General features: G+C 36.7%; 12 protein-coding genes. 5 read left to right on the plus strand and 7 right to left on the minus strand.

The window, feature by feature from the left end:
* Positions 1–53 precede the first annotated feature (53 nt).
* Both ABC357_RS17445 and ABC357_RS17450 read right to left on the minus strand, forming a co-directional pair.
* The gene (locus tag ABC357_RS17445; RefSeq protein ID WP_412888880.1) at positions 54–1,136 is read right to left on the minus strand and encodes a MarR family transcriptional regulator; all 1,083 of its coding nucleotides are present in this window, start codon (positions 1,134–1,136) and stop codon (positions 54–56) included.
* A gap of 600 nt (positions 1,137–1,736) precedes the next feature.
* Entirely contained in the window at positions 1,737–2,438 is a 702-nt protein-coding gene (locus ABC357_RS17450) for a hypothetical protein (RefSeq protein ID WP_412888881.1), read from the minus strand.
* Between the two features lie 227 nt (positions 2,439–2,665).
* Between ABC357_RS17450 and ABC357_RS17455 the strand changes: the two genes are divergently transcribed.
* The 5 genes from ABC357_RS17455 (at position 2,666) to ABC357_RS17475 (ending at position 5,428) form a co-directional block, all read left to right on the plus strand.
* Positions 2,666–3,166, plus strand: a complete 501-nt coding sequence (locus ABC357_RS17455) for a hypothetical protein (protein WP_412888882.1) — start codon at positions 2,666–2,668, stop codon at positions 3,164–3,166.
* A gap of 11 nt (positions 3,167–3,177) precedes the next feature.
* Positions 3,178–3,738: a hypothetical protein gene (locus ABC357_RS17460; RefSeq protein WP_412888883.1), complete on the plus strand. Its 561-nt coding sequence runs from the start codon at positions 3,178–3,180 to the stop codon at positions 3,736–3,738.
* Between the two features lie 19 nt (positions 3,739–3,757).
* Positions 3,758–3,925: a hypothetical protein gene (locus tag ABC357_RS17465; protein ID WP_412888884.1), complete on the plus strand. Its 168-nt coding sequence runs from the start codon at positions 3,758–3,760 to the stop codon at positions 3,923–3,925.
* 305 nt (positions 3,926–4,230) lie between these two features.
* Positions 4,231–4,971, plus strand: a complete 741-nt coding sequence (locus ABC357_RS17470; protein WP_412888885.1) for a hypothetical protein — start codon at positions 4,231–4,233, stop codon at positions 4,969–4,971.
* 145 nt (positions 4,972–5,116) lie between these two features.
* A complete protein-coding gene (locus tag ABC357_RS17475; RefSeq protein WP_412888886.1) occupies positions 5,117–5,428 on the plus strand; it encodes a hypothetical protein in 312 nt (103 codons plus the stop codon).
* 150 nt (positions 5,429–5,578) lie between these two features.
* Here the strand turns inward: ABC357_RS17475 and ABC357_RS17480 are convergent, their stop codons facing one another.
* The 5 genes from ABC357_RS17480 to ABC357_RS17500 form a co-directional block, all read right to left on the minus strand.
* A complete protein-coding gene (locus ABC357_RS17480) occupies positions 5,579–5,743 on the minus strand; it encodes a hypothetical protein (protein WP_412888887.1) in 165 nt (54 codons plus the stop codon).
* Between the two features lie 137 nt (positions 5,744–5,880).
* Positions 5,881–7,095 carry a coiled-coil domain-containing protein gene (locus tag ABC357_RS17485; protein WP_412888888.1) on the minus strand — a complete coding sequence of 405 codons (1,215 nt, stop codon included), beginning with the start codon at positions 7,093–7,095 and terminating at the stop codon, positions 5,881–5,883.
* 100 nt (positions 7,096–7,195) lie between these two features.
* Positions 7,196–12,370 carry a PKD domain-containing protein gene (locus ABC357_RS17490; protein WP_412888889.1) on the minus strand — a complete coding sequence of 1,725 codons (5,175 nt, stop codon included), beginning with the start codon at positions 12,368–12,370 and terminating at the stop codon, positions 7,196–7,198.
* A 24-nt stretch (positions 12,371–12,394) separates the two neighbouring features.
* On the minus strand, positions 12,395–13,882 hold the full coding sequence (locus tag ABC357_RS17495; protein WP_412888890.1) for an S-layer homology domain-containing protein: 1,488 nt from the start codon (positions 13,880–13,882) through the stop codon (positions 12,395–12,397).
* Between the two features lie 95 nt (positions 13,883–13,977).
* Positions 13,978–14,487, minus strand: a complete 510-nt coding sequence (locus ABC357_RS17500; RefSeq protein WP_412888891.1) for a hypothetical protein — start codon at positions 14,485–14,487, stop codon at positions 13,978–13,980.
* Between the last annotated feature and the right edge of the window lie 158 nt (positions 14,488–14,645).

Genomic DNA, 14,645 nt, shown 5'->3' on the forward strand with positions numbered 1-14,645 from the left:
AATTAATTGTAACATCAGGATTGAATATACACAATCTTTAACAAAGCCGAGGCTCATATAAGTTCATGCAACTTCCTTTTCCCCAATCTCGGCATATATTTGTCTTTAATTTCTCTTAATGATACAGAAATAACCTTCACATGAGGATAACGAGCAAATTTCCGTTCTAATTCCTTCTCACTGGCTTTCCAACATACAATTTGAACTTCACGACCATTTTTAACAAAGTTCTCATGATGATAATGCGTCATCAAATGGTGCAGGACTGGATAGTTCATGCTTAGAAAATCCACTATGTACGTTTCATGACTCCCATAGTCAGCAACATATCCAGCAAAATTTTGCTTATTACCAGCTAGAGAAGGGTGGTTGTCATATAAACGAGCGTTTAAAATTTCTTCTAAATCAGATCTACGTTCAACATTACTTCTAGTTAAATGTAACAAATGATACCCAAAATCATCTTTACCGAAGGGGATGATTAATAACTCTTTGAATACCATTAAATTAGGATGCTTTGTGATTTCATCTACTACAGTTTTATATATTTTTTCATCATAACAAATTACTGCAATTCTATTTGATTGAGCAAATTTTAATATTTCATGCTGAAATTTTTTTAATAAGGCCGCAGTTAATTTTGCTCCACTTAATTGATTTTCACTAAAAAAGAGATAAAGTGCCAATTCCCGCCCGTCAGCCATTCGCAAGCCTCCTCTAACTAGTGCATTCCTATCCATTTCGTAAATTCGTTTCCATTCACGAGAATCCAACATATGAATTCCATAGGGCATCATAGCTGCATACACTTCATTAGTCAGCACTGTATACTTCATTTTTTCTCTAAGTGGAGCATTATAGCGCGCTTCTATGCCGTTATCTATGTATCCAGCTTTTCTAAGAGCATATATTGCCTTATCAGTACACATATATATCTTTGCAGCTCGTTTCTTCCCATTCATATCCATCCAATCTGTTAAATACTCTTTGTCTTTTAAACGTTTCAAGAATTTGTACGCATAATGCTTACTGTGAAAAATCACCTCACACAACTGACCAATTGTTAATCCTCTCATACGGTAAATTTCGTATAATACATCATTTTGATCATAAATCCTTTCCTGCTTTACCCCCATTTTGAACATCCTTTCCTCGCATAAAATAGGCCCGGTACCCACTCCATACTTCCCTCGTTCTATTCGGGATTTATCCATCATTTCACTCTCTCAGCATCTCGCTAATTTCCAATTTCCCTTTCGTAAATATGCAAATCCCAACCCCACATATCTTTGCATGGAGTGCACAAACCATTCGTTCCATTCCTTCAAGATCCTCGAGTAAACTCTCAAATCTTTCTCTCATTCACTCATTCAGCAGACTCGTTAGCCGGGGTAATGCTTTATTTCTCTAGTTTTACTCGTTTACGGGGTAACACTCGCCCAACTTACCCGAAGCAAAAATCAATTTTGTTACCCCTAAGAAACTCCAACAACCCTATACGCCTAGTGGAATTCAGCAGTCTAATATCTTCAAAAAATTTCAAAATCCCCAAAAGGTAACGATTTTTTCAAAAAAACCCATTAAACTAAAGGTTATACAGCTTTTTTATTTTGTCTTATTAGAGGTCTATTAACATTTTTTAATGGGCTCTCATAATAGACTGCCAAAAACTAGTGTTAAATCGGCTATTTTTCTTAAGCTAATAGACTACTAAAATACTATTGAACTTATGTTTGTTAAAGAAGCTTGCTTTCTTGAATAATCAAAAGCATATTCTTATAATCCCCAACGAACACTTCAGTATAAGGTTTGCTTTCACATAACCGGCCATCTTCCATATAAGATAACCTTTTCCAATTATCATCCGGAATCACCAGGGCTGAACGTAAAGAGTTAAAGATAATTGAATGAAACCTATTGTCTAAATCTGCAATTATCCTGCTATTAAAATATTGCACAATCAGAATGAAAACTTTTTCAGATTTTTTAAAAGAGGGGAGGCTTTCTCTTTTCAAATAAATACACTCAAGAATATCTTTCCTATATACATCTTGTAATGCTTCATAGAAGGCGAATTTATTATTTTTGTTTTTTTGATACTTTGGTAATATATAGTCCAACCGAATTTTTAATATTTTTCCTTGTTGGAGACTAGTTGCTTCTACAACAGAATGTCCTTTTTTCTTGAGCATCTCTTTATATCCTGGATAGTCACTATTCACCATATATTCTTTATACAGTTTCTCCACATTAGTAAGCTGTTCATATTGACGTGCACGAAGAATTTCTATGTTGTCCAGATCACCCTTAATCATTTCTAATTTGATCTCTATATCTTTTATCTTCCATGGCACCAATATCATTTCATCGTAGATACTTGGTTCGTTTTTTGCATTTTCTTTTTGATGTTCACCCCAATAAGACTCTTCTTTATTCATCAAACCCACCCCCATCATTTATCATCTTTAAATTTTATAAGAACAAATCAGTTTTGAAACTGACAGTATTTTAAACCACCCTAAACTTTATTAAAGTCGTTTGATGACAAATTTCCTCAACGAAACAAACATATCCATTTTACCTATATTAGCCATTTTTATTGTGTACATTGTACACAATAAATGGGATAATATATATACAATGTATACAAAAGGAGATAAAGTATATGACCAAAGCAACCGAAGTAATAATTGAACACTTTCCAAACCTAAAAGTACATTTAAAATCTTACGAAAGTATTCTAATGGCTGAAGAAACATTACAATCACTTGATTCTACCCAGCAGACTTTCCTTAAATTAGCTTGGTATTTTCAAAAACCTGACCAAAACAATTTTGATTTAAACTCACTTTACAGGAATCTAGAAGGAGAATGGCTGCAACTTGCACTCGAATTAATTTACATCTTTTTTAAGGAAGATACATATTTGATCAAAGATTCATCATTTTTATTTTTTCGAGATAACTCCTTAGAAGATTATTTGAATCAAGCACAGTTTGCACAATTCCTTTCAAAAAATGGTCTTAAATATTCTCGGATGAAGCTAAGAACATACTACGAAAGGGGGCATATCCCTAAAGAGGATCTATTGGTGGGTACCTCTAAGTATTGGCACATTGATACATGTAAGAATTATTTAAAACAGGTAGAGACCGTTCATGAATAAGGGGAAACTTCATGAAAATAATAAAAAATAAAAGACTTAATAAAAAAATAAAGCAAAATGAGGTAGAGAAATTATTTGAAGACCATAAACAAAAGATACTAACAGAACTAAACATTGATCCACCAACATTCATTATTGGGAAGAAAGCCATCAAGGAGCAATATAAAGAAGAAGGAGCTTCAACAATTTCACGAATTTTATTAATTATTCGTCTTTTATTTAACGATCCAAGTGGCACATTTTTCTGGGGAAATTGCTCTGAAGGTTCGACAGGGGTTGTTTGGATATTGGACAAGAAGAAGGTTGGTACATTAGCACATGAGCTTCGACATGTTTATCAATATCAAAAAGAGACTTTTATCTTTTCTTATACTATTGAGAAATCGCTTAATTATCTACGTAGTCCCAAAGAAAAGGACGCAAACGAGTATGCATATTTGTATTGTAAAACCAACAATATAAGAACAGGAATTATAAAATACCTTATTACACTTCATTTTCTTGAAATTATTGGTTTCATCTTAATACCACTTATTGCTTTACTTGTTGTTATAATTACTTCAAATACATAATAAGAAAGAAGGGGTAACTTTGGATAAACTCCATGGATACGTTATAGAGGGGGAAAATTTTATCTTAACGCATGAAGAGGATGATCAGCCAATCATTTTCCAAACAAAAGAGGCTGCAGAAGAAAAATTGGAGATATTAAATGAATCAATGCACCACTTGAAATTATCAATAAAATCAACAAATTGAACACAAACAAGAAGACAAAGGCTATTTACGTTCTTTGTCTTTTTTATTTGCTTATTAAACAAAGCCATACATTACTCTTTCGCTAGTTTTTAATAAACTTTCTCATATTCGATTCCTTCTAGCAGTTCTTACATGCTTTAATTTCTAATTTTTATAAAACAAATAAATTCACTTATTTAAAAGGTAAATATTTACATATGTAGAATTAGTTAATATGTAAAATATTGGTTATTATCCTTGGTCATCACAATTACTCAATGATAAAGACCAATAATAAATTTTAAATGAAAAAGGAGGAAGGAAAAATGAAAAAATTTTTTTGGTTTATTGCTGCTCTTGTATTAGCATTATCCTGTTTTGGAAGTAGTTTTGCACAGGCTGAATCGGTATCAAAAACTGATACAGATAAGGGACTGAAAGCCATTGAATCAGTTGAAAATTATATTTCTTACTTAAAGAATGAAAGTTCAACAGATTCAAATGCCATTGCGGTTTTAGATGACTTTAATAATTTAAGTAAAGATCAACAAGAAAAGTATTTATTTGCTTTGCAACCTGAAAATTATATAAAAATTATGGATGCCGTTTCATCCAGTAATAATGAAAAAACCGTGAATTTAGATGGTGTAGATATCAAAGCTCAACTTAAGGTGGAGAGCACACTATCTGATATAACACCGTATGCCACATATAAAAATAGTCACTCCACTTATTCTTTATATGTTCTTGGAGTAAAAACAACAACTCTTTCTAGTTACGTTACCTTTGCTTATTCAGGTACTACAGCTACAGAAGTAACCGATAATTACGGTAGTTTAAGCAACTTCAATCCAGCTGTAATTTTCACTGAACTAGTTGGGAAAGGATACCTCGAGGGTTCTTGGGCTATAGGCAGAGCTTCATGGAAAGCATATGCCTCTGGATCTTTAGGCTTCATTAATGATACCGTTCATTTGTTTATTAAAGCCAACGGTGGAAGCACAAAGTATTATAAGGTTGAATCAACTCGCAGTGATTGGGCAACAGGCGGCTGGATTAGCTTTTAAAACTTAATCAGTACTTTCAAAATAAAAAAGCCTGTGAATATTTAAATTCAGGCTTTTTTATTTTCCAATAATTGGGACATACGTTCTAAACATTTGAATATAAATTTATTATTATGACGTTTCATTAATTAAGGAGAAGATCAAATTGAGTGAATTTAAAAAAGCAAGCTTTCTATCTTTAGAAATACTTTTGTCGTTAGCACTAGGCTTACTTTTCACCATATACGTTTTGAAATACATATATGAAAATTCGGGCTTTTCTCTCTCGGGTAACGTTTGGGTTAACTGGTTTGGAATTTCATACTTTATATTTTTCTTATATTCATTAGCAATTGGTCTTTCCAAAGGTGGCAGCATCTTCAAAAAAAGAATTTCTTCTACATTTTTTTGGATTCTTTTTTTAGGATCGATTTATATAGTTTTTATTCCTTTATTTATAGATAAAAATCCTTTTTGACTCAAAACAACTTATCACAATTTATTGACTTAAAAGTTATAAAACAGTATAAATTGTGCTATAATAAACATATAAATAAGGAAAGACGAGATGCACCAACATCCCGTCTAACTGGTGTAACCTTGCACGAGTGAGAGGTTGCCTTAAAAATTATGATTTAGAAGACCGCCCTCGCTTCGCAGGCTTACGGGTGGTTTTCTTTTTGCCTTTTTTGCCATCAAGCCGCCTAAAACAGTAAGTAATAAACTGTGTTATGGTAGCTGTCACTATTGTAATCACAATAGTATGTAGCAAATCAATTAAAAATTGGTCCATATCGGTCACCCCCTTCCTTTTCCAATCTGAAAAGAAAAGGTGGGCAACCTCCCACCCGTTCAATATTTGGTTACTCTATAATTATACCATATTTAACCTATCGAAAGGCCTGAAAACGTTGATTTATCAATGTTTTTTTAGATTGACACACCTGCTTTTCTCATGAATTTATAAACATTGGCCACCCAATTCGAATTAAGGTTATTAGGATCATTGTCAGCCCCATCCGGAGAATATCTAGTATGAATCTGATCCACAGTCACTAAGCCATCGTTTATATACATCCGAATTAATAAAAGCCCCATGTATTCAATGCAATCATCAATCGACGTAAAGGACATTTTGCCTTTCCCTGGTTTCATGAGACCCCCGACGTTATTCCGATCGTCAATGTCCGTACCACCTGTTTCTGCCATTGAAATGCTGGCTAAAAAGGCCGGATTTATATTATATTTATGGCCAACCTCATAATACTTACCTCCATATCCCTTTAACCGTCCCTCTAACATTGCATCAATTTGCGCAGCCGTCACAGCTGATATGTTACGTACGTCATAGCCTGTAGCCGAAAAAGCGACAGGTGAGGAAACATTCACTTGATGACGTTGCTGCCATTCCATTTGCTGTTTTTCTTCCAACGCTTGGCGTTCACGTTCCAGTTCCAATCGCCGGTTTTCCAGTTGCTGCTTACTTAAGATTTTATTTAATTTTGATTTTTCTAGTTTATTGATGAGACCTTCTTGTTCAGCTTTTTCGGCTAATAACTCTTGTTCAATAGCCTTCAGCTTCTCATTTTCCTTCTTAACTTCTTCCAGTCTCTTCGCTTTATCATCTTTAAGTACCTTCAGCCGTTTTTGTTCTTTTTCATATTGATCGACCATCGCCTGGTCATTTTCCATGATTGTGGAAGCAGCTCCTAATCGACCTAAAAAATCAGAAAAGCTTTCCGCATTTAGAATAATGCGCAATACAGCCATTGAACGATCTTCATCCTGTAAAGACAGCGCCCTTTTTTTAAACATCTCTTTTCGTTTTTCTATACTTGTCTCCACTTCATATACAGCACCCTCTAAATTATTAATGCTTCTTTTTAGGTTAAGGATTTCAGATTCTTGTTGGACCTTATTAATCTGTAGGCCCTGAATTTTTAATTCAAAATCATGTATTTTTATCTTTAGTTGATCTTGCTGTGATGTTATGTGCTCTATGTCCTCATTTTGCTTCTGTAGTTGACTTTCAATCTGCTTAATAGATTGAGTTGACTCATCATTTAAAAGCGTCTCAGCGCTTGCTAGAGGCGTTGATAACAATAACCCACAAATGCTAAGACTCAATACTACTTTTCTTTTCACATTGCCACCTGCCCTTTAATAATTGTATAAGAAAAAGCTACCCGTTCACCTTCAGGGGAACGAATAGCTTAATCCACATCATGTACTTATCTAGCAGCAGTTAGTAATTTCTATGGAATTTTAAAGCCTCATAGATACTCCCTTGGATTTTAATTAAATAGTTCCCTTTGGACTCCACATAAGGGTTATTGACTGGATGATATCCCTTAAATTCAAAGTTGTATTCCCCATCTGCGATTCTATCGAAATCATCGCGCCACAGTTCAGTTTCCCAAATGTACTCATACTGGCTAGTACTCACTAACTTAAAGGATGTGCTTGGTATCTCTATTTCACCTACTACACCACCAAAGTCTACTTTTCCTTCTACTCGATTGGCTGGTGTCGTTTTCAAGCGAATGACGAACCTTTCTCCAGCAAGGAAAATATTCACGTCAGGGTCTTGTCCTTCAGATACCCAGTATTTCTTCCATTCCTCCATATGTGTGACCAACGGTACTAATCGGGCGATATTCACCTTAATTCGATGTGTCACACTATCAGTAGCCCCATCATTATCACGTACCGTTAGCGTGACATCATAATACTCAGAGGTTGCGGTCAATGTAGGATATCTAGTATTACTATGTGTGACAGTTCCCTCTTTTGATCGGATATCCCATTGATAAGAAACAATTTTACCATCTACATCATAGGATCCATCCGGATCTAATTTGAATTCTTCTCCCAAAAATGGCTGAAATGGTTTCCAAACGAACATCGCCACTGGCGGCTTATTGGGTGGTGGTTCACTGACCACAATTTCCTTATAGGCCGGCAATTTGGAACGTAAGCTATCTGGCTTGGTGTCATCCCAAACATGCAAGGATACTTTGTATGTCCCCACTTGTGCATTCGATATTTTGGGATGTTGCTCATGTGTAATGTTTTTTTGGCCATTGGGAGCTGTAATTTCCCAATCCCACTTTACAACGGTGCCATCTTCATCCCATGATTGGTCATGTAGCTGAATCGTATCTCCGCCAATAGGCAACAATGGAGAATAATCAAACATGGCATATGGTGCCTGCGGCCCTAATATCACATTGTAAATCTTGGATAGTTTTCCACTTAACGAGCGTAATGGGGCAGGTGGTAAATCAAAGACCGTTTGAGTGACTCTGTATTTTCCGACTCCTCCAAAGATACTGAAATCCGTAGGTGGAGAACCTGTATTCCATTTTTGAGTGACTTCATTTTTCTCATTCAACTTTTCAATGTCCCACGAATAGTTGATCAATGGATGGCCATCCGGATCGGATGACTTATCTGTATAAATGGTCGAAGCATCTACAAACAAGGTATGAGGGCTTTCCATTCCATCTGTACAAGAAATACTAGAGGTTGAAATAGCACCAGGACTTAGTTCAAAACAGGAATTTGGCGGATTATTATGAACCACTTGTATCGGTCTTTCATAAAGTTCCGATTGTAAGGATGGCGGATATTTAGGAATATCCCATACCGTTAATCCAATCACATACTTTCCTTCTCCTAATCCAATGCTTTTAAAGCTGGTAGGATAGTTCGAGCTGGACCATAAGATCCGATTATCACCTTGTTTCTTAATCGTCCAATTATAGTTTGTCAACGGATCTCCATTCGGGTCATAACTTCGATCTTGGATGTAATCCTGGGTATCCGGTACATCAAGACGAGTATCATCCAGAACAACGTCTGGAGCGTCAAATAAAGCGACTGGCTTTAGATTCACTTCTTTTGTTGATAGATGCTTGGTGACGGTTCCATATGCACCATCAACGTCTTTCACACGCAAGGTCACAAAATAATCTTTGTAAGGCTGCAACACCTTAGGTGGTTCACCTTGATGTTCCACTCCATCTACTACATACTTCTCCCACGTGTATTCCACAATGCCACGTTCAGCAATCTTTAATTCTGCCCAATTATAACGATGATCTGGATCATATGAGGTATTCGGGTCCAAGGTTAATTTCAATGTCCCAGGCTCAATCGTATACGTGAAATCAGCGATTGGTCGCCGATGAACGTTAATTTTAAATTCTCGAACCGTTTCTTCATCGGACCATTTCTTGTAATTGGAGAATCGCGTATCATTGCCTACATTTGATAAGGGGTTATCCTTCGCACGTAAAGTGACCGTATATGTTCCCACTTCATTTAGCTGCATTGGAGAACTAATATACAAACCACTTTGAGCAATTGGTTTATCCGGCTGAGAATCAATGACTCGACCATTTACCGAAGTTGGACCGTGGATAAATTTCCATTCTCGTTGGATTTCAGGATCGTTCTCAAAATCAGTATACTTAGTGGTATAGTCAACTTTATCACCAAGAACAATCGTCATGGATTCCGGATTTTCTTCCATCATAAACTTGTTAATCAACTCGGTGCGTACCTTCTCCACATTGGACTGCAGGTAATCTTCCGAATACTGAGTAAAGGTCCCTTGCCCTATGCTATTGATGATACTTTGTGCATCGCTCCGTAAGGAGCCGTTTGAATTACTCCAAAAGAAGGCGTTATCACTACGTAATTTGTTGATTAGCTGATTTCGTTTGGATGAGTTATTCGCCCATGTCCATTGGTTCTTGTCCATTCTGAAATAATACTTATACGTTGAATGATTAAATGTAAATTTATTAATCTCAGTTGTAAAATCGGTGGTGTCTACTTTCTCCTCTGAATTACATCCAGAATTCGTATAACCAGTGATTTCAAACCGGTAATCCGATATCCATTTACGCAAGGAAGCCGTATATTTCGTACCTGTTTGTCCATAAATGGCATTAGAGCCGTCCGTACAAGGTGGAGCATGGGAGTGGATTTGTCCTCCGTTAGCCGAGTTGTCCAAATAACACCAGGTTACTTCGATAATAGGCTCTGATGAAGATGATGTTACTTCCCAACTGCCACTGTAAGGTGACGTGCCACTATAAGAATCATAGACATAATAACCATGATCTACATAGCCCCATATGGGGATATTTAAAACACATTCCCCGTCCAAATCATTTTCATGGTAATAGGTATTGTTAATGTCAATCTTGGCATCAATCCCTTTCATCCGTAAATCGGACTCTAGGGAACCTGCATAGGCCGTTAATTGATTTTTGGCATCTTGGTTAATAGAATAGTAGTAATGATTATACGAACCACCACCGCCTCCATTATTCACTCCACCTCCGGGTCTAGAACCTGTTTTATGTTCAAGGGTAGCTTCGTCCATTCCTCCGAAATCAAGTGCCACATGAACAGAATTTTGTCTCTTTACCCCAAAATCAATAATAGGAGGCACGTTATTAACTTCAATCGCCTTATCAGCTGTCGGTATGTTAAAATTCTCAGGTTTCATATACACATTGACTGATCCATTCTTATCGATGATATCTGAATCGTCGGTCCGGTAATCTTGGGGCTGAATAAATTCTTCATAGGTTGGCTCTCCGAACTTTTCTTTCGTATATAAAGAAAAACGATAGTGCCCCACATGTTTGGTTTTGTACGTAATCGTCCGTTCATTGCTGCTTGAAATGACCTGCTTCCCGCCATCGGCAGCCGTACCAAACACCCCATCATTATTTGCATCAAATTCCACATACCATATTCGTTGGCCAATGCTATCGCCGTCAGTGGATACACTATCATCTCTTAGAGTGATGGTTGCATACTGACCATCATCGTTATCACGCAGGTAAACGGATTTATCGACCGTAAAACGGGTGATTGGTTCCACATCGGGCGCTACATCCAATTCTTTTACATAAACCTCACTCGTCTCATCAAAGACGTTTGTAACGGTTAAATGCAATTCGTATTTCCCTTTCTTTTTGAAAAGGACCTGTTTAATGGATGGATCGGAACTAGGACGATATTTTATATCATCTTTGCTCAACCCTTCACTAATCGGAACGATTTCCCATGACGTTAAATTGTAATCAATCGGTGCAACCTCAATGGGTGACTTTAAATCGGAAGCCTTCGCATCAAATGAAACAGCTCGATTTTCCTTTAGTGTGCCATCCATTGTGGCTGCTGCTATTGGAGTGGTCGGCCATATTTCAAACTCATCGGATGCATCGGCTGTAGCCCCCGCATCGTCCGTTACCGTATAATACACGTTATGCGGAATCTTTTCAGTAACCCTCGGCGACTTCCATTGTTTTCCGTCGATAGGTTCCCCATCAACGGATAATTCTTCATTCGCGATTTCCCCGTCTGGATCGTAAGCTGTGGTTGAAATATCGACTGTTTCCGGCCAGTAATAAAATGGGCGCACATTGACATCAGCGACAGGTGGTTTATTATCTGCGGCAGGCGGTGGAGCATCATCACCTACCACTACTGTCTTTGTGGCTGTAAAGGAACGATTGACTTGGTCAGTTACGACTAATGATATTTTGTACGTCCCTTTTTTATCAAATTTGTATTCTTCAGAAAGATTAAACTGCTTATCTTGTCGATAAGAGCTTTTAATGACTTTATCGTTTACTTTTAATGTAAAGCCAATATACTTTCTCTTAGAGTATTCTCGCTCAGGATAAAATTCCTTCCCCGTATATTCAATGCTAAGTGTTTCTCCTATTTTTGCTTTTGCAGGAACACTTACAGTTGCATCCGGATAGGAAGTTGTAGTGACCAGGGCGGTGCTTAGTTCATTTCCTTGTCCTTCATCAAAATAACCTGTACCTAAAATTTGAACGGTTGCCCCCGACCACATGGCTAAATCACGTATATAAAGCCGATATATCTCTTTCTTGGTCTTATTATTCACTATTTTCATCGGAAAGCTTTTATTTCTGTCACTAACGAATTCTTTATTTCCATTAAAATTCTTTGTCCAGTAATCTAAATCACTTGGTAATGCTATTAATCTTCCTAATGAACCGTCTCGAATAGGCCTTAGTAATGGCATCATCTTAATACGTTTTCTCTTTAATGTAGTCTTATTTGAATATCCTTGAACGTCTACATACCAATTCATGTCATTCATATAATCATCTAGACCTAATGCAGCGTCTGTCGGATGTTTAATTGTATATTTATCCCCTTTTGCTCCAGGCTTCCCTTTCACGTTATCACTATAATCATTCCCTGAAACCATATTTAAATCAGGATCAAGAGAGTCATCTTTCGCTTGCGGTGGAAGCGAAGATGACTTTGTACTTTGGGAAGCTGCTGAAGCAGATATAGCAGGAAGGAAATTACACAACATTAATGCCGCAAGTAAACTCGAAATGAACTTCTTCATCTTCCTTCCTAGCATTTAATTATCTCACTCCTCCCATCCAAAAATGCCTCTTTCTAGTGGATAATTCGCAAGTTCTAATCTTTGACCAAAATCCATCTCTCTCCATGAAATTCCTAAAGCATCACAAATTGATTTAAAAGGAACCATGACAACGCCATTGTTTACCTGAATCTTTGTTTTTAGAATCACTGCTTTGCCATCTAAAGAAGCATTAACACTATCTTTATTTAAGGTTAAAGTTTGACCATTAAAACTAATTGAATAACCCCCATTTGTCACTTTTACATAGTTAGTGTCATGAAATAATTTAGCAATATCCACTAGATATTCTGTCCCACTTTTCTTCACCATTAAGTCCATTCTCTCAATTTGAACTTTTTTATCCTCGTAAGTAACCACGTCTTTATTTAAAGTTGGTAAGTCAATCAAGAATTTCCCTTGTTCTGTTGAAGGATTAGGAATTACATTGTTTAAAGTAATGTCATCGACCCATTTTGGATTTTTTAAAAATTCGGGATAAAACTCTGATTGTCGATATGGGATACCATTTATTGCTGTGTACTCAAATTTTGGATAAGCTTGATTATAATAAGTAGCTCCTTCATACAACAAATCTTTATAACTTTTAAAGAATTCTTTAGGTGACAATTTTAAAGCAGGTGCATCATCATCTAATTTTTTAATGTCATAATACATTTCTTCGACTGCATCAATAACCGTAATAGACCCATCTCCACCACTTCTTTGGATAATCTCCCATGTACCCACTTCCTTTTTCAATTGAGCGTATGTATAGCCTTTCAGACTGGCAGGCTTTACCGTATTCCCATTGTCAGGTTTTGAAGGTGTTTCAGGAGTCGTTGGTGGTGTTACGACAGGTGGTGTTACAGAGCCATTCTCTATTAATTGAAGCATTCTATACGTAAACACACTGGATTGGGCACGGTCTGCTTTTTCCAGTGCACCAAATGTATTGTTTGATTGACCAGCGATAATTCCGTAGTACACCATTCGTTTCACTGATTCAATCGCATAATTCGGAATATTCCCCTTATCTTTAAAAGCTAAGATAGCTTGTTTGGTATAATCCCCTTTTAATTGTAAAGCGCGGTCAACCATGACAGCCACATCGGCTCTTGTGACAGGTTTATCGGGAAACACATTGCCATTCTTATCCCCTAATACAATCCCTGCTGCTGCGGCTCGTGATACATCTGCATACAAGGATTTTGATTTAGGCAAATCCTTAAAAGCACTATCAGACGCAGGCAATTCCAAGGCTCGTGCTAAGAAAGAAGCGAATTGACCACGTGTCACGATTTCATTTGGCTTAAACAATCCACCTTCATACCCTTGAATGATTTTCTTCGCTGACAGTTCAGTAATTGCATTATACGCATAAGAGCTTTTGCTCACGTCTTTAAAATTGGCAGATGCCATAACTGGGCTAACGACCGCCGGAACAGAAATAGCTAATGCTAATGATGAAAGAAATACTTTTTTGTTTTTCATAATTTCTCTTTCCCCCCTTTTTGTAATTGTAACATTTAATTGTTACAATTTAATTATACCACTTTATCCCTATAATTCAAGTAAAATTTAGCCAATTATGGTTTTTTATACTCCTGTATCGTTACATAAGTCTTATATCCGTCACCTCCTTTTACGGATACATCTACTACTAACGCTATCGAAGGACCGAATACAGCTCGATCCAACACTTCACCATTAGGTATTGTGTAGGAGAACATAAACGGAAACTTCACGACAGCCGCCGTCTTCGGGTCGATGTAATCGTGATCTAAATAGATTATGTCTCGTATAAGCAAAGGCTCTTTCAATAAAGACGGAGATGAAAGAGGGCGAAGAGACGAATCAACGGGTATATTCTTTCGAATGGTAGTCACAATGGCTTGTTCTGCTTTTAGCTTATCGAACAATATCTTTCCTGAAGACACCCTATCCTTTTGTATCTGCAATGCACCATCATGCACCGCATGCTCCAATCCATATTGAACGGAACGATAGGCTCTATCCATAATGCTAATTTCAACATCTTTTCCCCATATATAGAGAGCAGAAGCAAACACCATAAGAAATATCAACAATTTTTCCACTTTCGCTACCTCGCCTTCTTGCACCGCCGTAAGATTTACTTTATATACTCACTCATTCGTGTGGCTGAATGATAATGATAGTTCTTGGTGTATTCACCTGTTACTAAATGTTCAAAAAGCAAAAATTGATAATCATTTGGAACTTTTAATGATCCTTT

It is taken from the genome of Bacillus kalamii (genome assembly GCF_047238185.1).
Lineage (GTDB): Bacteria > Bacillota > Bacilli > Bacillales > DSM-1321 > Bacillus_AD.

Excerpts from the sequence above, each read along its gene's own strand:
- ABC357_RS17445 (WP_412888880.1), bottom strand. The coding sequence starts at position 1,136 with ATGGGGGTAAAGCAGGAAAGGATTTATGATCAAAATGATGTATTATAC.
- ABC357_RS17495 (WP_412888890.1), bottom strand. The coding sequence starts at position 13,882 with ATGAAAAACAAAAAAGTATTTCTTTCATCATTAGCATTAGCTATTTCT.
- ABC357_RS17490 (WP_412888889.1), bottom strand. The coding sequence starts at position 12,370 with ATGAAGAAGTTCATTTCGAGTTTACTTGCGGCATTAATGTTGTGTAAT.
- ABC357_RS17455 (WP_412888882.1), top strand. The coding sequence starts at position 2,666 with ATGACCAAAGCAACCGAAGTAATAATTGAACACTTTCCAAACCTAAAA.
- ABC357_RS17450 (WP_412888881.1), bottom strand. The coding sequence starts at position 2,438 with ATGAATAAAGAAGAGTCTTATTGGGGTGAACATCAAAAAGAAAATGCA.
- ABC357_RS17470 (WP_412888885.1), top strand. The coding sequence starts at position 4,231 with ATGAAAAAATTTTTTTGGTTTATTGCTGCTCTTGTATTAGCATTATCC.
- ABC357_RS17460 (WP_412888883.1), top strand. The coding sequence starts at position 3,178 with ATGAAAATAATAAAAAATAAAAGACTTAATAAAAAAATAAAGCAAAAT.
- ABC357_RS17480 (WP_412888887.1), bottom strand. The coding sequence starts at position 5,743 with ATGGACCAATTTTTAATTGATTTGCTACATACTATTGTGATTACAATA.